At 62.2% G+C, this 21,377-nt stretch carries 23 protein-coding genes; 7 read left to right on the top strand and 16 right to left on the bottom strand.

From position 1 onward, the window contains the following. Positions 1 to 29: 29 nt before the first annotated feature. The 4 genes from frr to EN824_RS06610 form a co-directional block, all read right to left on the bottom strand. On the bottom strand, positions 30 to 584 hold the full coding sequence (frr, locus tag EN824_RS06625) for a ribosome recycling factor (RefSeq protein ID WP_027142617.1): 555 nt from the start codon (positions 582 to 584) through the stop codon (positions 30 to 32). Between the two features lie 108 nt (positions 585 to 692). Further along, complete coding sequence (pyrH, locus tag EN824_RS06620) at positions 693 to 1,415, bottom strand: UMP kinase (protein WP_027142616.1); 723 nt, start codon at positions 1,413 to 1,415, stop codon at positions 693 to 695. A gap of 153 nt (positions 1,416 to 1,568) precedes the next feature. Continuing rightward, on the bottom strand, positions 1,569 to 2,678 hold the full coding sequence (locus EN824_RS06615; protein WP_127277851.1) for an aldo/keto reductase: 1,110 nt from the start codon (positions 2,676 to 2,678) through the stop codon (positions 1,569 to 1,571). A gap of 35 nt (positions 2,679 to 2,713) precedes the next feature. Then, positions 2,714 to 3,241, bottom strand: a complete 528-nt coding sequence (locus EN824_RS06610; RefSeq protein WP_127872489.1) for a nuclear transport factor 2 family protein — start codon at positions 3,239 to 3,241, stop codon at positions 2,714 to 2,716. Between the two features lie 116 nt (positions 3,242 to 3,357). Between EN824_RS06610 and EN824_RS06605 the strand changes: the two genes are divergently transcribed. Beyond that, on the top strand, positions 3,358 to 4,293 hold the full coding sequence (locus tag EN824_RS06605) for a LysR family transcriptional regulator (RefSeq protein WP_135931997.1): 936 nt from the start codon (positions 3,358 to 3,360) through the stop codon (positions 4,291 to 4,293). Between the two features lie 13 nt (positions 4,294 to 4,306). On the opposite strand, the gene tsf is transcribed toward EN824_RS06605, so the two are convergent. The 5 genes from tsf to EN824_RS06580 all read right to left on the bottom strand — a co-directional run bounded on the left by tsf (position 4,307) and on the right by EN824_RS06580 (position 8,051). Continuing rightward, positions 4,307 to 5,227, bottom strand: a complete 921-nt coding sequence (gene tsf, locus EN824_RS06600; RefSeq protein WP_027142611.1) for a translation elongation factor Ts — start codon at positions 5,225 to 5,227, stop codon at positions 4,307 to 4,309. Positions 5,228 to 5,337: 110 nt separating this feature from the next. Next, positions 5,338 to 6,120, bottom strand: coding sequence for a 30S ribosomal protein S2 (gene rpsB / locus EN824_RS06595; RefSeq protein WP_023777441.1), 783 nt, complete (start codon positions 6,118 to 6,120; stop codon positions 5,338 to 5,340). Between the two features lie 177 nt (positions 6,121 to 6,297). After that, positions 6,298 to 6,909, bottom strand: a complete 612-nt coding sequence (locus EN824_RS06590; protein WP_135931996.1) for a LysE family translocator — start codon at positions 6,907 to 6,909, stop codon at positions 6,298 to 6,300. Beyond that, a complete protein-coding gene (locus EN824_RS06585; RefSeq protein ID WP_127277856.1) occupies positions 6,906 to 7,184 on the bottom strand; it encodes a DUF4031 domain-containing protein in 279 nt (92 codons plus the stop codon). The genes EN824_RS06590 and EN824_RS06585 overlap by 4 nt, the downstream gene beginning before the upstream one ends. Positions 7,185 to 7,220: 36 nt before the next feature. Further along, positions 7,221 to 8,051 carry a cell envelope integrity EipB family protein gene (locus tag EN824_RS06580; protein WP_135864616.1) on the bottom strand — a complete coding sequence of 277 codons (831 nt, stop codon included), beginning with the start codon at positions 8,049 to 8,051 and terminating at the stop codon, positions 7,221 to 7,223. A gap of 138 nt (positions 8,052 to 8,189) precedes the next feature. On the opposite strand from EN824_RS06580, the gene EN824_RS06575 reads away from it, so the two are divergent. The 5 genes from EN824_RS06575 to EN824_RS06555 all read left to right on the top strand — a co-directional run bounded on the left by EN824_RS06575 (position 8,190) and on the right by EN824_RS06555 (position 12,597). Then, positions 8,190 to 8,654 carry a RidA family protein gene (locus tag EN824_RS06575; protein WP_135931995.1) on the top strand — a complete coding sequence of 155 codons (465 nt, stop codon included), beginning with the start codon at positions 8,190 to 8,192 and terminating at the stop codon, positions 8,652 to 8,654. Between the two features lie 14 nt (positions 8,655 to 8,668). Further along, positions 8,669 to 9,397, top strand: coding sequence for a glycerophosphodiester phosphodiesterase (locus EN824_RS06570; RefSeq protein ID WP_127872564.1), 729 nt, complete (start codon positions 8,669 to 8,671; stop codon positions 9,395 to 9,397). Between the two features lie 55 nt (positions 9,398 to 9,452). After that, positions 9,453 to 10,667, top strand: coding sequence for a GNAT family N-acetyltransferase (locus EN824_RS06565; RefSeq protein WP_135864611.1), 1,215 nt, complete (start codon positions 9,453 to 9,455; stop codon positions 10,665 to 10,667). 128 nt (positions 10,668 to 10,795) lie between these two features. Then, a complete protein-coding gene (locus EN824_RS06560; RefSeq protein ID WP_127278897.1) occupies positions 10,796 to 11,230 on the top strand; it encodes an HIT family protein in 435 nt (144 codons plus the stop codon). A 107-nt stretch (positions 11,231 to 11,337) separates the two neighbouring features. Continuing rightward, entirely contained in the window at positions 11,338 to 12,597 is a 1,260-nt protein-coding gene (locus tag EN824_RS06555) for a phosphatase PAP2 family protein (protein ID WP_135931994.1), read from the top strand. On the opposite strand, the gene EN824_RS06550 is transcribed toward EN824_RS06555, so the two are convergent. From EN824_RS06550 to EN824_RS06535, 4 genes are all read right to left on the bottom strand, one after another. Continuing rightward, positions 12,552 to 13,193: a chloramphenicol phosphotransferase gene (locus tag EN824_RS06550; protein ID WP_245464402.1), complete on the bottom strand. Its 642-nt coding sequence runs from the start codon at positions 13,191 to 13,193 to the stop codon at positions 12,552 to 12,554. The genes EN824_RS06555 and EN824_RS06550 overlap by 46 nt on opposite strands. 64 nt (positions 13,194 to 13,257) lie before the next feature. Continuing rightward, entirely contained in the window at positions 13,258 to 15,726 is a 2,469-nt protein-coding gene (gene clpA / locus EN824_RS06545) for an ATP-dependent Clp protease ATP-binding subunit ClpA (RefSeq protein WP_135931993.1), read from the bottom strand. A gap of 6 nt (positions 15,727 to 15,732) precedes the next feature. Beyond that, positions 15,733 to 16,062 (bottom strand): ATP-dependent Clp protease adapter ClpS, encoded by a 330-nt coding sequence (gene clpS, locus EN824_RS06540; RefSeq protein WP_010909565.1) that lies wholly within the window; start codon positions 16,060 to 16,062, stop codon positions 15,733 to 15,735. Positions 16,063 to 16,340: 278 nt separating this feature from the next. Continuing rightward, entirely contained in the window at positions 16,341 to 16,670 is a 330-nt protein-coding gene (locus EN824_RS06535; protein ID WP_095774324.1) for a phasin family protein, read from the bottom strand. A 285-nt stretch (positions 16,671 to 16,955) separates the two neighbouring features. On the opposite strand from EN824_RS06535, the gene EN824_RS06530 reads away from it, so the two are divergent. Continuing rightward, positions 16,956 to 18,404 (top strand): D-alanyl-D-alanine carboxypeptidase, encoded by a 1,449-nt coding sequence (locus tag EN824_RS06530; protein WP_127280384.1) that lies wholly within the window; start codon positions 16,956 to 16,958, stop codon positions 18,402 to 18,404. Between the two features lie 46 nt (positions 18,405 to 18,450). Here the strand turns inward: EN824_RS06530 and EN824_RS06525 are convergent, their stop codons facing one another. The 3 genes from EN824_RS06525 to EN824_RS06515 all read right to left on the bottom strand — a co-directional run bounded on the left by EN824_RS06525 (position 18,451) and on the right by EN824_RS06515 (position 21,311). Further along, positions 18,451 to 19,152 (bottom strand): DnaJ domain-containing protein, encoded by a 702-nt coding sequence (locus EN824_RS06525; RefSeq protein ID WP_135931992.1) that lies wholly within the window; start codon positions 19,150 to 19,152, stop codon positions 18,451 to 18,453. A gap of 241 nt (positions 19,153 to 19,393) precedes the next feature. Further along, positions 19,394 to 19,831: a DUF1489 family protein gene (locus EN824_RS06520; protein ID WP_135915894.1), complete on the bottom strand. Its 438-nt coding sequence runs from the start codon at positions 19,829 to 19,831 to the stop codon at positions 19,394 to 19,396. A 76-nt stretch (positions 19,832 to 19,907) separates the two neighbouring features. Next, on the bottom strand, positions 19,908 to 21,311 hold the full coding sequence (locus EN824_RS06515) for an L-serine ammonia-lyase (protein WP_135915893.1): 1,404 nt from the start codon (positions 21,309 to 21,311) through the stop codon (positions 19,908 to 19,910). Between the last annotated feature and the right edge of the window lie 66 nt (positions 21,312 to 21,377).

Here is a 21,377-nt window from a genome sequence, read left to right as displayed (position 1 = left end):
CTCGCTTTCGGATCAGCCAAGGGCCAACCCTAAACCTGCATGATTTCAGCTTCCTTGTCGGAAAGCAGATGATCGATGGTGCTGATGGTTTCGTCGGTAAGTTTCTGGACCTGGTCGGAACGCTTGCGCTGGTCGTCCTCGCTGATGTCGCCGTCCTTCTCCGCCTTCTTCAGGAAGTCCATGCCGTCGCGCCGCACATGGCGCGCGGCGACACGCGCGTTCTCGGCATAGCCGTGCGAAATCTTGACCAGCTCCTTGCGGCGCTGTTCGTTGAGCTCCGGCAGCGGAATCCTCAGATTGGTGCCGTCGACGATCGGGTTGAAGCCCAGATTGGATTCCCGGATCGCGCGGTCGACCGCGCCGACCATCGACTTGTCCCAGACCGAGACCGAGATCATGCGCGGCTCCGGCACGGTGACGTTGGCCACCTGATTGATCGGCATGGTGGTGCCATAGGCTTGCACCTGGATCGCGTCGAGCAGGTTGCTGGACGCGCGGCCGGTCCGCAGCGAGGCCAGATCATGCTTGAACGCCGCGATTGCCCCATCCATGCGCCGCTTGAGATCGTCGTACTCACCACTCATTTTAGTCTCCTCGACCCGTCTGCCGCGGGTTCACTGCTTCGGGGCAAGGCCCCGTGTTCGAGCCTGATTTCGAAACCCGGCTTCCCTTCTTCGGGATCAGGCCCCGGATCACTCGTCCGCGACGACCGTACAGCGGCCGCCGCCCCTCAGAATATCCCCGAAACCGCCCTTTTCGTGGATCGAATAGACGATTATCGGAATGTTGTTTTCGCGCGCAAGTGCAATCGCAGCCGTATCCATGATCGAAAGCCCGCGATTTATGACTTCGGCGTGGCTGATGCGCTCGAAACGCGTCGCGCTGGGGTCCTTTTTCGGGTCGGCCGAATAGACGCCGTCGACCTGCGTGCCCTTGAACAGCGCGTCGGCGCCGATTTCGGCCGCACGGAGCGCGGCAGCCGAATCAGTGGTGAAGAACGGATTGCCGGTGCCGCCGGCGAAGATCACCACCTTGCCCTGGTTCATGTAGGCGGTCGCCTGGCGCTGCGAAAAGCTCTCGCAAAGCTCGGGCATGGCGATCGCGGACAGCACGACGGCGTCGACGCCGATCTTGTTCAGCGATGTGCGCAGCGCCAGCGAATTGATGACCGTGGCAAGCATGCCCATATGGTCGCCGGTAACGCGGTCCCCGCCCTTGGAGGCGACGGCCACGCCGCGAAAGATATTGCCGCCGCCAATGACGACACCCACCTCGATGCCCAGCGCGCGCGCCTCGGCGATGTCGCCGGCAATGCGGTCGACGACCGAGACGTCGATGCCGAAATGCTGTTCGCCCATCAACGCTTCGCCCGAAGCTTTCAGCAGAACACGTCGGTAGAGGGGCTTCACCGTCATCTGGTTCCTCGAAAATCCCGGCGCGGCAAGCTCCGAAGGCGAAAAAAGGCCTCCTGCTTCGTCCGGCGGTGCTGTCATGACGGGTTGACCGGATACACGAAGGGCGCAGCGATGTCACGCCGCGCCCTTGTGCAAAATTCCAGGCTTTTTGGATCAATTGCTGCTGATGGCAACGGCCTCGCCTTCGACCACCACCGGCAATGCATAACCGGACGGCTTGTCGCCGGTCACGACACCGCCGGCGACACGGACCTGGATCTCGGGACCGAAATAGGAATGCGGGAACGGCGCCGGCGTGCCGCTCACCTTGTCCAGCCGCTGGCGAAGCGCGGGCGGTATGGAGAAATCGAGCGCCGCGAGATTGTCCTGCAACTGCGAAAGCCTCGTTGCTCCAAGGATGACGGTGGCAATTCCTGGCTGTGTCGCCACCCAGTTGAGCGCCACCTGAGCCATGCCGCGGCCGAGCTCGGCGGCGACCTTCTCCAACTCCGCCACAACAGCCCAGTTGTGCTCGGTAAATTTCTGGAAGCCTGGATGGGTGGTGTTGCGGAAGCCGTCGAGCCGGCCGGCATTGCCCGCTTGCGCCGGGCGGTATTTGCCGCTCAACAGCCCGCTGGCCAGCGGGCTCCAGACCATGATGCCGGCGCCATGGCGTGTCCCGAACGGCACGAATTCATGCTCGATGGCACGCTCCGCCAGGGAGTATTCGAGCTGCAACGCCGAGATCGGCTCATAGCCGCGCAGTTCGGCGATCGCCTGAGCCCGTCCGGCATACCAGGCCGGCACGTCGGACAGGCCGATGTGACGTATCTTGCCCGCCCGAACCAGATCGTCGAGGGTCCGCAGCACTTCCTCGGCCGGCGTCAGCCTGTCCCAGATATGCATGAGATAGAGATCGATGTAGTCGGTGCCCAGCCGCTTCAGCGAGGCGTCGACGGCACGCATGATGTTCTTGCGGCCATTGCCGCCGGCGTTGGGATTGCCGGGGTTCGAGTTCATGGTGAATTTGGTGGCGATCACCGCCTTGTCGCGCAAGCCTCGCTCGGCCACGAATTCACCGAGCCAGGTCTCGGCCGTGCCGCCGGTATATAGGTCTGCGGTGTCGAAGAAATTGCCGCCAGCCTCGACATAGGCGTCGAACATCGCGCGCGCCGTGTCCCGGTCCGCGCCCCAGCCCCATTCCGTGCCGAAGGTCATCGTGCCCAGCGCCAGCCGGCTGACGCGCAGGCCGCTGTTGCCGAGTGTGTAGTAGCTCATCGTCATTGTCTTTTCCGATCCTGATCCGGTTGGTGCGGGCGTCATTGGCCCGGGGTCGCCTTGACCCAGGGATTGCCGCGTTCATGCGTCATGCGGAAGGTGAAGCCATCGACTTTCCAGACGGAGCCAGAACGTGTCAGGTGGTGCTCATACGTGCCCCAGACTTCCCACAGCGGATCGCCATTGCCCTCCATCCGGTTCCAGGCATAGCCGTTCGACAGAACGGTCGCGCTGTCCGCCTCGAGAACGACCTGGTGATTGGTGCGCAGGTGCAGGCTGGTCTTGCTGCCCTTGAGATTGCCGGCCCAGGCGCCGATCAGATCGTCGGACGCAATGTTGGCCGCGGGCTGCCCGGACAGGCTGCTGAAGTCGGCGGTGACCCGATCCGCGAAATAGAAGCGCGCGCGCTTCCAGTCCTGCGCGTCGACGGCGCGGTCGATGGCATCGGCGATGCGGATGACCGCGCGTTCGTCCGCGAGCGCTTGCCAGCCGGATGGTTCCGCCCCGCCGGCATCGACCGGTGACAGCGCCACGCCGGCCGCGAAAGTTACGTGCTTCAACGCATTCATGTCTCTTCTCCTCAATGCCATCAGCCAACCGCGGATGTGTCGGCGACAATATGGATCGGTGTCTTGGCATCGATTAGATTGCATTGTTCGCAAGGACCATGCGATATCATTCATGAATGGATCGGGATCTGCTCTCTCATCTGCCTGTCATCGTCGCCGTTGCACGGCGCGGCGGCTTCGCGCTTGCGGCGGCCGAACTCGGTATGAGCCCGTCGGCGGTCAGCCATGCGGTGCGCCTCGTCGAGGAGCGGATCGGCCAGCCGCTGTTTGCGCGCACGACGCGCAGCGTTTCGCTCACCGAGGCCGGCAAGGCGCTGGTGGAAACGGCCGCCCCTGCCCTCCAGGACATTGCCGAGCAGATGGACCGCATCCGCAGCGTCAAGGGCAGGCCGTCTGGCCTGCTCAGGCTCAATGCCTCCAACATCGCGATCCCATTGGCGGTGACGCCGGTCGTCGCCGCGATGGCCGAGCGCTATCCCGACATTACGGTGGAGGTTTTTGCCGATCAGGGATTGGTCGACATCGTCGGCGAAGGTTTTGACGCCGGCATCCGGCTCGGCGAGATGATCGCGCAGGACATGGTGGCCATCCGACTGACGCCGCCCTTCAAAGTCGTCGTCGTCGCCTCTCCCGCCTATATCGGACGACGTGGGCGTCCGCGCAGCGTGGCCGATCTCGCGAACCACAATTGCATCGGGTACCGGCTTGTCCGCTCGGGTGCCCTCTATCGCTGGGATTTGACCTGGGATGGCAAGGATGTGGTCATGGACACCAGCGGTACGGCCATCGTGACGGACTCGCTGGCCGCCATTGATCTGGCGCTCGCTGGCGTCGGCCTCGCCTATATGTTCGAGCCGCTGGCGCGCGCGGATCTGGCGGCCGGGCGCCTGGTGCAGGTTCTGCCGCAATCTGCGATCGAGGAACCCGGCCTTTTCCTCTACTTCCCGCGCCGCGCCGCGATGGCGCCGAAGCTCAGGGCCTTTATCGACACCGCAAACGAAATCGGCCTGACATCCTTGCGGACATCAGGCCGAAAAACACAGTCGCAATAATGCGGTAGGACGCTTACTTCTTGACCGCCGCAGCGACTTCCGCGGCGAAATCGGACTCTTCCTTCTCGATGCCCTCGCCAAGCGCGAAGCGCAGATAGGCCGTGATCTTGGCGGGCGCGCCGATTTCCTTTTCGGCATCCTTCAGCGCCTTCTCGACGGTGATATCGGGATTGAGCACGAACGCCTGCTTCAAGAGCACGACTTCTTCATAGAACTTGCGCAGGCGACCCTCGACCATCTTCTCGATGATCGCTTCCGGCTTGCCGGACTGGCGCGCCTGGTCGGAGAAGATGGCCTTCTCGCGCTCGACCGCTGCCGGGTCGATCTGCTCGGCGGTCAGCGCCATCGGATTGGTGGCGGCGACATGCATGGCGACCTGGCGGCCGAAGGCATTGGCGGCATGCTCGTTGCCGGTGGTCTCGATCGCGACCAGCACGCCGAGCTTGCCAAGGCCATCGGCAACCGAATTGTGGACGTAGGTCGCAACCGCGCCATGCGGAACGGTCAGCTTGGCCGAGCGGCGGAAGCCCAGGTTCTCGCCAATGGTGCCGACAGCGTCCTTGATGGTGTCGGTGACCGACTTGTCGGAGCCCGGATACTTCGCCGCAGCCACAGCCTCGGTCGTGCCGTAGGCAAGCGCCACCTTGGCGACGTTGGCGACGATTTCCTGGAAGGCGGCGTTGCGGGCGACGAAGTCGGTCTCGGAATTCACCTCGACGACGGCAGCTTCGCGCACGCCATTGTCGACGCCGATCAGGCCTTCGGCGGCAGTGCGGCCGGCCTTCTTGTCGGCTTTGGAAATGCCCTTCTTGCGCAGCCAGTCGACGGCCTCTTCCATGTTGCCGTTGGTCTCGTTCAACGCCGCCTTGCAGTCCATCATGCCCGCGCCGGTCAAGTCGCGGAGTTCTTTGACCTGTGCAGCCGAAATGCTCATTGTCGCCTCTTTGTTTCAAATGCGCCGACGCACCATCGAATCTCGACGGTGCGTCTGTTTAGCGTGCCAAAATATGAGAAAGATGAAGGCCGCAAGCCGGCCTTCGATTATCAAGCCTCTGGGGCTTCCGACGCCGGAGCCGGATCGAGCGCCGGTTCGACCGGAGCTTCGACCGAAGCGCCGATGTCGACGCCGAGCGCGCCCTGCTGACGGGCGATGCCGTCGATCGCAGCCTTGGCGATCAGGTCGCAATAGAGCTGGATGGCGCGGGCCGCGTCGTCATTGCCGGGGATCGGGAAGTCGATCTTGTCCGGATCGCAGTTCGAATCGATGATGGCGACGACCGGGATGCCGAGACGCTTCGCCTCGAGGATGGCGATCGCCTCCTTGTTGGTGTCGATCACGAACATCAGGTCGGGCGTCGAGCCCATGTCCTTGATGCCGCCGAGCGCCTTGTCGAGCTTCTCGCGCTCACGGTCGAGGTTCAGGCGTTCCTTCTTGGTCAGGCCTTGCGCCTCGCCGGCCAGCATCTCGTCGAGCTTGCGCAGCCGCTGGATCGAGTTCGAGATCGTCTTCCAGTTGGTCAGCATGCCGCCGAGCCAACGCGAATTGACGTAGTACTGGGCCGAACGCTGTGCCGCATCGGCGACGATGTCGGACGCCTGCCGCTTGGTGCCGACGAACAGCACGCGGCCGCCCTTGGCAACGGTGTCGGAAACCTGCTTCAGCGCCTGGTGCAGCAAAGGCACCGTCTGCGAGAGGTCGATGATGTGGATGTTGTTGCGGGCGCCGTAGATGTAAGGCGCCATCTTCGGGTTCCAGCGGTGGGTCTGGTGGCCGAAGTGAATGCCAGCTTCCAAAAGCTGGCGCATGCTGAAATCAGGCAGTGCCATTCTCATTTCCTTTCCGGTTAGCCTCCACGGACACAGGCATTTGTGGACCGAAATCCTCGAACGCCACCGGAGGTCTCAGCCGGATTTCTCCCGGGCAGACACCAAAGTCCGTGTGTGGAATGAGCGCGCATATAGAGGGGAAGTGCTGCAAACGCAAGCCGTGTAGCGCTTTAACGCCTAGCGTGCGGCAATCAGCGCTCCGGTGCCGATCATGGCGCTGCCGGCAAACCTGTTCATCAGCCGCATGCGCCTGGGCGTCCTGAACCAGCCCGAAGCCCGGCCAGCAAGCCCGGCATAGACACCCATGGTGAGGATATTGACGCTGATGACCACGGCCACCACCAGCAGGCCGTCGACAAATGTCAGCGTGTCGAGATTGAGAATCAACGGCATGATCGAGGCATGGAACAGAATCGCCTTCGGATTCCCCAGCGCAATGGACGCACCAAGGAAGAAGAACCGCGACAATCTCGTCGGTGCCGCCTGCGGCTCGTTCGTTTGCGCGGTCGAAGCCCTCCACATCCTGACGCCGAGAAAAATCAGGTAGGCGGCGCCTGCATATTTCAGCAGGAGGAAGATCCATTCGAATGTCTGGGCCAGGGCCACCAGCCCGAGCAGGGCCAGGGTGACCAGTACGGCATCGCCGGCGGCGACCCCAACGCCGGCTATGAAGGCGCGGAGGAAACCACGCGACACGCCATTGGTGATGACGGCGAACATCGCGGGTCCCGGTGTGGCGGCGGCGAGCGTGACAGCGGCGCAATAAGCAAGAAATGCCTTTAGTGTCATAGTTTGGCCTTTCCGTTGGGCACCCGCACGCGCCGGAAGATCGCGACGATCTCCTCGCGGCTGCATTCGATGGCGCCGAGCCGTACCGCGCGGTCGCGCTCGAAACCGGTGATGTCATAGTGTGGCGCCGATGTCCTGGGCGGCCCCTGATAGGACGAGCGCTTCACGCCAAGCCGCGATGCGAACCGGTGCAGCTCGTCGGTGTCGTCGGCCATCAGGTGGCACCAGCGATGGCCGGCCCACTTCCAGATCGCCGCATCGACATAGACCGCCATCAAGCCCGCCACGGCCAGCTCACTCGCGCATCGCCGCTATTTCGATACCGGGCAAGGCTTTGTCTGGTCGAACAGCGACAGATTGACCAGCTTGCCGGTCATCGAGAAGTCGCCATAGTCCATGACGAGATCACGAGTGATGCCGTTCTCGTGCAGCTTGAAGCTGATCCGGTATTCCGGCACTTCCTCGCCGTTCTGGGTGCTGTCGTCGAAATAGGCGATGTCGACCGGCCAATATTTGTCGGCGGCAAGCTTCGCCAGTGCCGGCGCTTCCGGATCGGCCTTGTCGGCCTCGGTCTTCTTGCCGACGACAACCGTGGTCGTCATCACCTTGTTGGCGTCCTCCGAGCCATCGAACAGGTTGGTCTGGTAGAAGTTTTCGCCTTTTTCGGCCTTGCCGATCAGCTCGACCAGATGTTGGGTCGGGAACTGGGTGGCAGCGAGTTCGAGACTATTCTTCTCCGGCTTGTCGATATCGACCTTCAGGCCCTTGGCATTCTTTGTCGCGACGCCCTTGACCTCCTTATCGAGGTTCTGGTCGACGAAGGACTTCGTCACGAAGGAAAACATCTTGCCTTCCGCGTCCTCGAACGTGGTGGTCTGCTGGTCGGTCAGCTTCGTGTTGTCGTTGGTCGCGATCTGGGTGACGAAACGGAATTTCACCGTATAGCCTTCGCAGGCCGAGCCGTTGAACTCGTAGACCATGCGGCCGGTGATGCCGGTGATGCCGGAGCGATCATCCGCCTTCTTGAGGGTGAGATCGTAGACGGCACGATGCGCCTGCAGCGCCGGTACGGCGAAAGCGGAGCCCACGGGGAACAGCGCCGACAACAGAACGGCGTGGAATGCAAGGCGCGTTGCGCGCATGAGGTACTCCAATCGTCGCGGCTGATGGCAGGCCGCAGGGAAAGATGGTCCAGCTTAAAAAAAGTCGTGGCGGAAGCGAGGCAAAAATAGCAATTTCGGCCCGGCCAGCGCGGCACCTTCCAGCAATAGGGAAAAGCAATGAGTGAAACAATCGAAAAGCGGCTAAGTGATCTCGGCGTGACGCTTCCTGTTGCCGCCGCGCCCGCCGCCAACTACGTGCCCTATTGCAGGACCGGCAATCTGCTGTTCACGGCGGGACAATTGCCGCTCAAGGACGGCAAGCTGCAGGCGAGCGGCCTGCTTGGCCGCGACGTCGACACGGCAAGCGGCAAGGAGGCGGCGAAATACTGCGCCATCAACATCCTGGCGCAAGCCAAGGCGGCACTTGGCGACCTCGAGAAGATCCGCCGCCTGGTGAAGATCACCGTCTTCGTGGCGTCGGCCCCCGATTTCGTCGAGCAGCATCTGGTCGCCAACGGCGCCTCCGATTTCCTGGTTGCCGCGTTCGGCGAAGGCGGCAAGCACGCACGCTCCGCCGTCGGTACCGCCTCCCTGCCGCTTAATGCCGCGGTGGAGATCGAAGCGGTCTTCGAAGTCGAATGAGTGAAGGTGCAGACATGACCGACCTCTCCTGGCTGACTGCCCGGCCGGTTGCCCATCGCGGCTTTCACGACATGAACAAGACGCGCTGGGAAAACACGCTTTCCGCCTTCGCAGCCGCGGCCGAACGCGGCTACGCGATCGAATGCGACGTGCATCTGTCGTCGGATGGCGTTCCCATCGTCATCCATGATGATGATCTGCAAAGGTTGACCGGGCAGGACGGGTTCGTCTGGCAACGGAGCGCCGCCGAACTTACCGCGCTCAAGGTTGGCGGCACGGCGGATCACGTGCCGACGCTGCAGGAAACGCTCGACCTCGTCGACGGCCGTGTGCCTATGGTCGTCGAGCTGAAAGGAACTCCCGGTCGCGATGAAGGCCTGGTGGCACGCGTCGGCAAGATGCTGAAGCGCTACAAGGGCAAGGCTGCGATCATGTCGTTCGATCACTGGCTGATCCGCGATTTCCCCAAACACGCGCCCGGCATTCCGGCTGGATTGACCGCCTATGGCAAGGACGCCAAGCTGATCGAAGCGCATTTCTCCATGCTGGCGCACGAGCTCTCCTTCACCTCCTACGCCGCCGGCGATCTGCCGAACCCGTTTGTCAGCTTCGTGCGCGAAAAGCTCAAAATGCCTGTCATCACCTGGACGGTGCATGACCAGCCGGCGGTCGACCTGACCTTTAGATATGCCGATCAGATGACGTTCGAAGGCTTCGAACCCGACTTGGTCAAAGTCGCCTGAAGAGGGTGCCCGAAACGTGACTTGTAGCGGCCCGAATGGAGCTTAAATAAGCCTCATGGATCAGGGCGACGACGGCGACGGACAAACGGCGAATGCGGACTATGCGATCCGCATCGCCGCCGGTATAGGCGCCTTTACCTGCGATGAATGGAATGGCTTTGCCGGGACCACGCGCGGCGACGCGGAAGTCGGCTATAACCCGCTGGTTTCATTCGCTTTTTTGAGCGCTCTGGAGGATTCCGGCTGCGCCGTTCGGCGCACTGGCTGGCAAGGCCATCACCTGCGGCTGGAGACTGCGCAAGGCAGGCTGCTCGGTGCGGTTCCCTGCTATCTCAAGTCGCACAGCCAGGGCGAATATGTGTTCGATCATGGCTGGTCGGATGCCTTCGAGCGCGCCGGCGGCCGTTACTATCCCAAACTGCAAAGTGCCGTGCCGTTCACGCCCGTCACCGGCCCTCGCCTGCTGGTCGGCAAAGGCGAGGATCAGGATGCAGTGAAGGCCGGCCTTGCCGCCGGGCTCAAAATGGTGACCGACAAGCTCGGCGTATCCTCGGCACATGTCACTTTCGCGCAGGAGAGCGACGTCGCGACGCTTGAGGCTGCGGGCTTCCTGCATCGCACCGACCAGCAATTCCACTTCTTCAACGAAGGCTTTTCCACCTATGACGACTTCCTCGCCACGCTTGCCTCGCGCAAGCGCAAGGCGATGAAGAAGGAACGGCGCGAAGCGCTCGCCGATGGCATCACGATCGACTGGCTCACCGGCAAGGACCTGACCGAAAAGGCCTGGGACGACTTCTACGCCTTCTACATGGACACTGGCAGCCGCAAATGGGGCCGCCCCTACCTGAACCGCCAGTTCTTCTCGTTGATCGGCGAACGCATGGCGGACGACATTCTGCTGGTGATGGCCAGGCGCAACGGGCGCTACATTGCCGGCGCCATCAACTTCATCGGCTCCGATGCGCTCTACGGCCGCAATTGGGGCTGCATCGAGGACCACCCCTACCTGCATTTCGAGGTCTGCTACCACCAGGCCATCGACTTCGCCATCGAACGCAAGCTGAAGGTGGTCGAGGCGGGTGCGCAAGGCGAACACAAGCTGGCGCGCGGCTACCGGCCTGTGACCATGCATTCGGCGCACTACATTGCCCACCCCGGCCTGCGCAAAGCGGTCGCCGATTATCTCGGGCGCGAACGGCGCGAGGTGGAGCGGATGGGCGAATATCTGGAGGAGCATACCCCGTTCCGCAAAGATCTCGAGGAATAGCCTGCCTCATCGCGCGCTCGTCGAGGCCGGCATGGTCGATCTCGATCGATCTCCCCGCAGCTTCGTCTTGCCGCTCGGAGGCGGCTTCGTTACACCGGACGGCAAAGGCACACTCCGGAGCGTTCGCCATGACTGAGGCCTATGACACCGACAACATCTTCGCCAAAATCCTGCGCGGCGAAATACCCTCGCACCGTGTGTACGAGGACGAGGCTGTCGTGGCTTTCATGGATGTGATGCCGCAAGGACCAGGCCATACGCTGGTGGTGCCGAAAGCGCCGTCGCGCAATCTGCTCGACGCCGAGCCCTCGACATTCGCCCTCCTTTTCACGGTCGTTCAGAAAGTGGCACAGGCGGTCAGGAAGGCTTTCAATGCCGACGGCGTCACCATCATGCAGTTCAATGAGCCTGCATCCGGACAAACCGTCTATCACCTGCATGTCCATGTCATCCCGCGCTTCGACGGCATCCCCCTGAAGCCGCACACGGGCCCGATGGAGAATCCGGAAGTGCTGGCGCGGAACGCAGACAAGATCCGCGGCGCCCTCCAGAGCGGATTTTAATCCTTTATAAACCGGCAGATCATGGTGTCGCCTGTATTACAGCCTGCGATTACTTTGTTCATACCTTTGCAAGCCTTTCCGGGGCATGTTTTCGCGGAGGACGGGCGATGCGGGATATTTCGGAAACTTTAGGCAGGCAGCCTGGCGCCAGCGCGAGCGGCGCCTTCCTGCATCTTTTGGCCGAATCATTTTATCGCCACCGCGCTATTCATGCGGTCGCCCTGTTTACACTCGGACTAAGTTTCATGATTGGCGCCCGGGTCGGCAACCGGCCGGATTTTGGACTGCTTGTCGAATACGGCTTCTACCTGGGGGTGTATTCCTGGGTTGTCGGATGTGTCTACGCGGCATTCCGCCTGTTATGGCTGGCCATTGTCGACGGCGCCACCTCGCCGCTCCGTCTTTTCCTGAATTCATTCTGGGAGTTGCTGTCTGATCGAAGGCGCATCGCCAACGGCGTGAACGGGCTGGTCGCGATCATGGCTTTTATATCCGGCTTCACGGTACTGAAAGGAGCGATCGCGTTGCTGGCGCCTTTCTCCTGGGACCAAGCCTTTGCACAATTCAGCGTCGGCCTGCATTTCGGCCGCCCTACTTACCAATGGGTCTGGTGGATCGTCGAAAGCCCCCTGGCCGTTCATTTTCTCAATCTTTGTTACAATCTTTGGTTCGTGGTGCTGCTCTCGGCGATCTTTTCAAGCGTCGCGGCGGCTCGCGATTCCCTGCTGCGACATCAGTTTCTGCTCAGCTTCATGCTGGTCTGGCTGATAGGCGGCTTCGGCATTGCCCTGATATTCTCATCGGCCGGCCCTTGCTATTACGCCAGGCTCGGCCTTGGCGATCTCTATCAACCGTTGATGGACGCACTTCAATCGGCAAATCGGCAGTATCCGATCTGGGCCCTTTCCCTGCAGGACAGGTTGTGGGACGGTTATCAGGGTTTGCCTTCGGGCAGCATGGGCATATCGGCATTTCCCTCCATGCATGTCGCGTCGGCCGTGCTCATTGCCCTCTATGCCACCAGGCTATCGGTCAGCCTTGGCACTTTGATGTGGATATTCGCGGTGCTCATCATGCTCGGTTCGGTGGTCCTTGGCTGGCACTATGCCATTGACGGCTACGCCGGCGCGCTTATTGCCCTTGCGATCTGGAAAATCACCGGCGCGGCGTTGTCCCGGGCGGACGCAAGAACTATTACCGTTTTGGAAGAGCTGTCCGGCCTCGGCGCGCTGCCACTCATTTGTTTAACGCCGCAACCGGCGGATGGCCTGGCCATGGCCGACGGCGCTTATCCACGCCAAATCATTTGCGGACAATTGGATCAGGAAGACCGGAGCGCCGCAAAAGCCGGATCCGAAAGCCTCTGAAATGCCGTTGGCGCCACCACTCCCTTCAGAAACTGCTGGCGGATCGCATCCGCGCATTGCCCGACACCGAGGCGTGACGTATCGACTTCCAAATCATACACGCCAGGCCGGTGCACTTCTCCCTGCCACAGGCGTACAGGCAAAGGCACGGGATCACCGGGCGCGCCGGTAACGTAGTTCCCGCCCGCGGCGCTGGCGGCGCGCCTTTCCATGATGACCTCGATCGGGCAGCGAACGCCAACAAACAGGACCGGCAGGCCGGCGAGCCGCCTCGCGCAATCGGCCAGGATGTGGAGCGGTTTCGAATAAGCGTCGTGGTGGCCGACATCCGCAACGACATTCAGCCCCAATCGACTATGCGCCGCGATCGATTCATAGAGGGCCGCATAGAAGCGCGGCACGAAAACTTCCAGATCGGGCCGCTCGCCGCCAGGGCGCAGGCCTATTCCGGGACGATATCGCGGCGGCGTGATCTGCTCATAGCTGTCAACGCCAAGATTCATCCATGGACCGTCAAAGCTCTCCCCGATGGCCTCGGCTATACTCGACTTTCCCGAACGCGGCGCGCCGTTGAGGATGATGATTTGCCCGGCCACGCGCCACCTCATTGTTTCCATGAAAAAAGCCCCGTTTCCGGGGCTTTTTCGACTTTCGCCAGGCTCAGCCCTTTCTGGGCAGTTGCGGTACAAGGCTGCGCTTGCCGCCGTCCTTGCCCTTGGGCTCCGGTTTCTGCGCCACGACCTTCTTTGCCGCGGGCTTCCTGGCCACGGCTTTGGGTGGCTTCGGCGCGTCTTCCGGCTCTTCCTTCTTCGGCTTCACCGGCGCCTCGTCGGCAAGCGATTCGAGCTTGAGGCCGGTCTCGCCGGTTTCCTTCTTCTCGACGGTGACGCGCACCGTGCCGCCCTTCTTCAGCTTGCCGAACAGCACCTCGTCGGCCAGCGGCTTCTTGATGTGCTCCTGGATGACGCGGCCGAGCGGACGCGCACCCATGCGTTCGTCATAGCCCTTGTCGGCGAGCCAGGCGATCGCGTCCGGCGACAGGTCGAAGGTGACGCCACGCTCTGAAAGCTGGGCTTCCAGCTGCATGACGAACTTCTGTACCACCTGGTGGATGACCGGCACCGGCAGCGAGCCGAACGGAATGATCGCATCGAGGCGATTGCGGAATTCCGGCGTGAACAGCCGGTTGATCGCCTCGACATCGTCGCCTTCGCGCTTGGTCGAACCGAAACCGATCGCCGCGCGCTGCGCATCGGATGCGCCCGCATTGGTGGTCATGATCAGTATGACATTGCGGAAGTCGATCTGCTTGCCGTTGTGGTCGGTCAGCTTGCCGTGGTCCATAACCTGCAACAGGATGTTGAACAGGTCCGGATGCGCCTTTTCGACCTCGTCCAGCAGCAGCACGCAGTGCGGATGCTGGTCGACACCGTCGGTCAAAAGGCCGCCCTGATCGAAGCCGACATAGCCGGGAGGCGCGCCGATCAGCCGCGAGACGGTGTGGCGTTCCATGTATTCCGACATGTCGAAGCGGATCAGTTCGACGCCCAGCGAGGCGGCCAGCTGCTTGGCGACTTCCGTCTTGCCGACACCCGTTGGCCCAGAGAACAGGTAGGAGCCGATCGGCTTCTCCGGTTCGCGCAGACCGGCACGTGCCAGCTTGATCGCCGAGGTCAACGCGGTGATGGCGGTGTCCTGGCCATAGACGACGCGCTTGAGCTCGATGTCCAGGCCCTGCAGCACCTTCTCGTCATCGGCCGAAACCGTCTTCGGCGGGATGCGCGCCATGGTAGCGATCGTCGCTTCGATTTCCTTGATGCCGATCGTCTTCTTGCGCTTGGCTTCCGGCACCAGCATCTGCGAGGCGCCGGTCTCGTCGATCACGTCGATCGCCTTGTCCGGCAGCTTGCGGTCGTTAATGTAGCGCGCCGACAGCTCCACCGAGGCCTTGATCGCCTCGTTGGTGAACTTCACCTTGTGGAATTCCTCATAATAGGGCTTCAGGCCCTTCATGATCTCGATGGCGTCCTCGATGGTCGGCTCGTTGACGTCGATCTTCTGGAAGCGTCGCACCAGCGCACGATCCTTCTCGAAGAACTGACGGAATTCCTTGTAGGTGGTCGAACCGATGCAACGTATTGCACCCGACGACAGAGCCGGCTTCAACAGGTTCGACGCGTCCATCGCGCCGCCCGAAGTCGCGCCGGCGCCGATCACCGTATGGATCTCGTCGATGAACAGCACTGCGCCCGGATAATCCTCGAGCTCCTTGACGACCTGCTTCAGCCGTTCCTCGAAATCGCCGCGATAGCGCGTGCCGGCCAAAAGCGTGCCCATGTCGAGCGCGAAGATGGTGGCATTGTGCAGCACTTCCGGCACGTCGCCCTCGACGATGCGCTTGGCGAGGCCCTCGGCGATCGCCGTCTTGCCGACGCCGGGATCGCCGACATAGAGCGGGTTGTTCTTGGAACGGCGGCACAGCACCTGGATGGTGCGGTTGATCTCGCTCTCACGACCGATCAGCGGATCGATCTTGCCGGCCTTGGCCTTGTTGTTGAGGTTGACGCAATAAGCGGTCAGCGCGTCCTGCTGCTGCTTCTTCTTGCCGCCTTCCTCCTGCGGTTCGGCGCCGTTCTGGCCGCCCTGCTCGTCATCTGCGCCGCGCGGCGTGCGGTTCTCCGACGCGCCCGGACGCTTGGCGATGCCATGCGAGATGTAGTTGACCGCGTCGTAGCGGGTCATCTGCTGTTCCTGCAGGAAATAGGCGGCATGGCTTTCGCGCTCGGCGAAGATGGCGACGAGCACGTTGGCACCCGACACTTCCTCGCGGCCGGATGACTGCACATGGATCACCGCGCGCTGGATCACGCGCTGGAAACCGGCCGTCGGTTTGGAATCCTCATCGTAGCCGGTGACCAGATTGTCGAGCTCGGTATCGATGTAGGTCAGAACGGTATGCTTCAGCTCGTCGAGATCGACGTTGCAAGCGCGCATGACGGCGGCCGCCTCGGTGTCGTCGATAAGCGCGAGCAGCAGGTGTTCAAGGGTTGCATATTCATGGTGCCGCTCGTTGGCGAGCGTCAGCGCTTGATGAAGCGCCTTTTCCAGGCCTTGGGAGAAAGCCGGCATGTTACCTCACTTCTTCTCCATCACGCATTGCAGCGGATGCTGATTCTGTCGGGCGAAATCCATGACCTGGGACACTTTGGTCTCGGCCACCTCGAATGTATAGACCCCGCACTCGCCCACTCCATGATTGTGAACATGAAGCATGATGCGTGTGGCGGCTTCGCGGTCCTTCTGGAAAAAACGTTCCAGCACGTGAACCACGAACTCCATCGGAGTGTAGTCGTCGTTGAGGATGAGGACCCGGTAAAGGCTGGGCTTCTTGGTCTTGGTTTTGGTGCGCGTGATAACGGCCGTCCCGCGGCCGGCCTCATTGCCGTCGCCGCCGCCGTTTTGCATCCGCGCCACTCGTCTCGTGGCAGTCAAACCGATCGTCACGTAATCCTGCCTCTTCGAATCCTCATGCGAGTTCGACATGTAGGTGTTCGATGGACGATTTTAAGCCCTTCTGGTTAGCTGACAATATGGCTAGGTGACCAACTTGGCGGATTTTCGCATTCGTGAAGCGCTACGCTGTCGCGGATCGGAAACTGGCATGAAAAAACCCGGTCGCGTTTCCACGACCGGGTTCTGCCCCACCCACGAAGGGCCGGATCTTGAAAATTGTCGGGCGAAAATTACTTCGCCTTGGCAACGATCGATTCGAACGGCTTGTAGGCTTCCTTGGCGAGTTCGGCATAGAGGTCGCCAATCTTGGTGGCCTCGGCGACGAACGCCTCGTAGGACTGCTTGGCATAGTCGGACTGGATCTCGATCGCCTTGTCCAGCGACTTGGCCGAGAACAGCTTCTCGAACGCGGCGCTGCCGGCTTCGAAGCTCTTCTTGGTGTATTCGCCGGCCTCGGTGGCGATCGCCTGCGCGCCCTTGGACAAAGAGGCGAAGCTCTTCAATCCGGTGTCGGCGAACTCCTTGCCGTACTTGCTGAAGTCCTCATAGGTCTGGGTCATTTCATACTCTCCCTGGACGGTTGAAGCGCCCTGCCCCGAGCGCCGTTGTGCAATGCATGATAATATATTGTGCGCCGCACAAAAGTCAAGAATTCAAGGGCTCGCCACCCCGCCGGCACCGGCAATGGCTAAAATTCGAATAAAGGAAGGCTCAAACCACCAGAAAATGGTGAACGCGGCGGTTACCATAAACGGATTGGTAACGCTGCCCCGCTAGCTTGGCCGGAAGCGAGGCAGGATCCCTTTGCCGCCTCCAGCGCAACGAGAAATTCAAAGGAACTACCAGTGCGTCAGGCGTTGTCGGGCATCGTTTCCAAATCCGCGTCCCCTCTCAAAACGATCATGATCCTCGCCATGGCGATGACATTCGTCGTCGCGGATGCGGCATCGTCGCTCGCGGCAAAGTCAGCGGCCATCGTCGTCGACGCCAAGACCGGCAAGGTGCTCTATTCGGCAAACGCGGATGGCCGGCGCTATCCTGCCTCGCTGACCAAGATGATGACGCTCTATCTGACCTTCGAAGCGATGGCGAAGGGCAAGATCAGCAGAAACTCGCCAGTCGTGTTTTCGGCCCATGCCTCCGCCGAGGCACCGACCAAACTGGGCGTAAAGCCGGGCGGATCGGTCACGGTCGAGACGGCGATCCTGTCGATAGTCACCAAGTCGGCCAACGACTCGGCGACCGCGCTTGGCGAAATGATCGGCGGCAACGAAACCAATTTCGCCCGCATGATGACGGCCAAGGCGCGGCAGCTCGGCATGGACGGCACCGTCTTCCGCAACGCCAACGGCCTGCCGGATCCGGGGCAGTTCACCACCGCGCGCGACATGGCCACGCTCGGCATCGCGCTGCGGGAACATTTCCCCCAGTACTACGGCTATTTCGCGCAGCGGTCCTTTCTCTACGGTCGCCAGCGCATCAATGGCCACAACCGCCTGCTCGGGCGCATCAAGGGCGTCGACGGCATCAAGACCGGCTATACCCGCGCCTCCGGCTTCAATCTCGTCTCGTCCGTTAATGACGGCAACCGCCGCCTTGTCGCCGTTGTCATGGGCGGCACGTCGGGCGGCAGCCGCGACAACCAGATGGCTGGCCTGATCAACACCTACCTGCCGAGGGCCTCGACCCGCGGTGGCGGCGATCTGGTCGCCAAGGCGGACAGCAATCCAATCAAGGCACTTGCGAAGGTTCTCCTGCCCAAGCACGACGCGCCGACCCCGGACGAAAAGCCGGTGGCCGTCGCGGAAGCCGATACGGCTATCGCGGACGACACGACCACGGCTGTCGCGGACGACGCCACAGTTGCCCAGGGCGACAGCGAGGACGAGGATACAGCCGAGGCAGAGGCGTCCAAGCTGGTTGTTCCGGCAAAGAAGGTGAAGACGGTCATCGTCTCCGCCCCCAAGGTCGCCACCGCGCAGGTCGTGGCCGCCTATGCCGAGCCCGCCCCGGCCGCCGTCGATCCGGTCAGCACCGCTTCGGTTCCGTCAGGCTGGGCCATTCAGGTTGCCTCCTCGCCCAACCAGTCCGAAGCTCAGGCTTTCCTCGACAAGACCACCAAGCAGGCTCCCAAGGTGCTGGCCGACGCTTCCGGCTTCACCGCCGCTTTCGACAAGGGCGGCGTCACTTACTACCGCGCCCGTTTCGGCGGCTTTGGGTCGAAGGACGCCGCCTGGAAGGCCTGCACCGCTTTGAAGAAGAAGAAAATCGAGTGCTACGCCGTCCAGCAATAGGACTGCGTGGAAGATTTCTCCCGGAAGAATATTGCGTCGAAGGAGACTAGTTGTGATTGGAGAGCAAGACGTCCTTGGCTTCGTTAATCCGCGCCGCCAGGAAAGACGTGCCGCCGATGTCGGGGTGCAGGCGCTGCATCAGGCGGCGGTGCGCCTTGCGGACATCCGCCGCGGCGGCCCCCGCTTCAAGACCAAGGACCTTGTAGGCCTCCTCCTTAGTCATGGCGCCCGGACCTGGCGCAACACCCAGCCCTTCGCCACCGTTCGTCTCAGCGTTTTTGCGCCAGACGGGAAATCTGCCGTCAAGATACGTCTCTAGCAGCTGGCGGCTCTCCGGATCGCCGGAGAGCTCGCGGTAGAGATGCTGCAATTCCGCCTGGGTCATCGAGCCAAGCATCTTGCCATCGTGGCGGCCGGCAAGAACCAGCCCTTCAAGGCCGCCCGTATCGTGATCGAGTTCCATCTCGAGTGCCGCTGTCCGCACGGTTGAGCGTTTTCCAGCAATTGGCCTGGCATTTGGGCGCCCGGTACGCGTGGCGCCATACCAGGCGATTGCCACGAACAGGATAATGCCGCCGATGCCTTGACCCCCGACCACGAGCACGGCGCCGCCGATCAGCGCCAGCAGGATCGGCCCCAAGGTTCTCATCCCGCTTGCGAGTTGCGCCGGATCCGCACGGAGAAAGGCCATGGCCAACCCCAGGAGCACCAGCAACAACGCGACCACAACGATAATTGCGCCTAACATTTCCCATCGCCCCGCAGATATCCTGTCCGCCTGGACAGCCGCGTGATGTCCTTCAACACTTTTTCTGCGCCAGAATCATGGCCTTTACCCCCGCTGGAAGAGGACCATCATACGAGCTGGTTCTCCAACGCCGCGGCCTGTGTCGACTTCGACAGTTCTTCCTCGCGCATGGATTTCAAGATGTGGCGTCGTCGCGTCGCTTGCAAGTCCAGTGCGAAGCAAGTTTGAGGGCCAGAAATGTCTAGAGCAGGCCGAGATCGGCGAGCTCGCGCCTGAGTTTCGGCGGCATCTCGACCAGCCCCGCCTTGCCCTTGCCGAGATCCGCCGGGGCGTCCGTTGGCTTCAGATAACGCCAGCCCTGGAAGGCGCGGCGCGGCTGCCAGTCGGTGCGCACCACCTCGGGATCGAGCATCAAATGGCAGCGGCCGATGCCATCGTCATCGGTGAACGGCCGGATCTCCGTGATCAACTGCCGGCATTGCACGCTGCCCTTGATCACCCAGTAGAGCGAGCCGCCATCGGTGACCTCGTCGCCACGTGTCGGCACCATGCGGGTGGTGTGCCAGTGTTCGGCTGGTTCGCCGGCACGGCGGCGCTCGTCGAGACGGAAGGCGATCCAGTCTTCGAGATCCTCGACACTGTCGCAGCCGACGCAAAGCTTTAGGAGATTGAGAGCCATGCGCTAAGGTTAGCCCGGGGCGCCAGGACGTCAACGGCCTGGCGGACTTCTCCACAGTGCCGGTTTGGGCCAGATCTCAACACTCAACGACATTGACGGCAAGACCGCCAAGGCTGGTTTCCTTGTACTTCTCGTTCATGTCGAGGCCGGTCTGGCGCATGGTCTCGATCGCGGCGTCGAGCGGCACGAAATGCACGCCGTCGCCCTTGATCGCCAGGGACGCGGCCGTGACCGCCTTGACGGCACCCAGCGCGTTGCGTTCGATGCACGGCACCTGCACCAGCCCGCCGACCGGGTCGCAGGTCATGCCGAGATGATGTTCGAGCGCGATTTCGGCGGCATTCTCGACCTGTTCGGGCGTGCCGCCCATGACGGCGCACAGGCCGGCGGCCGCCATCGCCGAAGCTGAGCCCACCTCGCCCTGGCAGCCGACCTCGGCGCCGGAGATGGACGCATTGGACTTGATGATGCCGCCGACGGCCGCTGCCGTCAGCAGGAAATCGCGGATGCTCGGCTGGTCGGCCTCGGGATGGAAATGCAGCCAGTAGCGCAGCACCGCCGGCAGAGTGCCGGCCGCGCCGTTGGTCGGCGCGGTGACGACACGCCCGCCGGCCGCATTCTCTTCGTTCACGGCCATCGCGTAGATCGACAGCCAGTCATTGGCGAGCAGCGGGTTCGGCCGGTTCTGCTGCCACTGCTCCTGCAATTTGTCATGGAGCTGCCTGGCGCGCCGCCGCACCTTCAGCCCGCCCGGCATTATTCCGTCCTGCGACAGGCCACGGTCGATGCAGCTCTTCATCGCGCCCCAGATGGCATCGAGGCCGGTGTCGAGCTTCTCGCGCGACATCTGCGTTTCCTCGTTGGTGCGCTTCATGTCGGCGATGGAAAGGCCGCTCTTGGCCGCCATCTTCAGCATCTCGACCGCGTTCTTGAAGGGATACGGCACTTTCTTGCCCTCGGTCGTGACCGAGCCCTTGACCTTCATCCGTTGCAGCTCTTCTTCCGAAACCACGAACCCGCCGCCGATCGAATAGTAGATGCGCTTGAGCAGCAGCCGGCCGCCCGCGTCGTGGGCATGGAACGCCATGCCGTTGGCGTGACCGGTGAGCGGCGTCTTGCGGTCGAGCACCAGATCGGTGGCCGGGTCGAAATGGTAGGAGGGATGACCGGGCGGTGAAATCAGCTTGTCGGCAGCGATGCGGCTGATGATGCCGTCGGCCTGGTCGGGGTCGACCGTTTGCGGCGTCTGGCCGGCAAGGCCGAGAATGACGGCACGGTCGCTGCCATGGCCGATGCCGGTATAGGCGAGCGAGCCATGCAGGCTGGCAGCGATGCGGTCGACCTTGGCACCGGCGGGGCGCGGCCAGTCGTCGCCCGCGACCTCTTCGAGAAAGCGGCGCGCGGCCGTCATCGGACCCATCGTGTGCGAGCTCGAAGGGCCAATGCCGATCTTGAACAGGTCGAAAACGGAAAGGAACACGCTGTCTCCTGGGTCACGTCGAGGAATACATATAGGAATTCCCGGGATGTTTCCGCTCTTTTGACG

This window comes from Mesorhizobium sp. M8A.F.Ca.ET.181.01.1.1, assembly GCF_004792025.1.
GTDB lineage: Bacteria > Pseudomonadota > Alphaproteobacteria > Rhizobiales > Rhizobiaceae > Mesorhizobium.
This window is presented reverse-complemented; position numbering and strand designations above follow the sequence as displayed.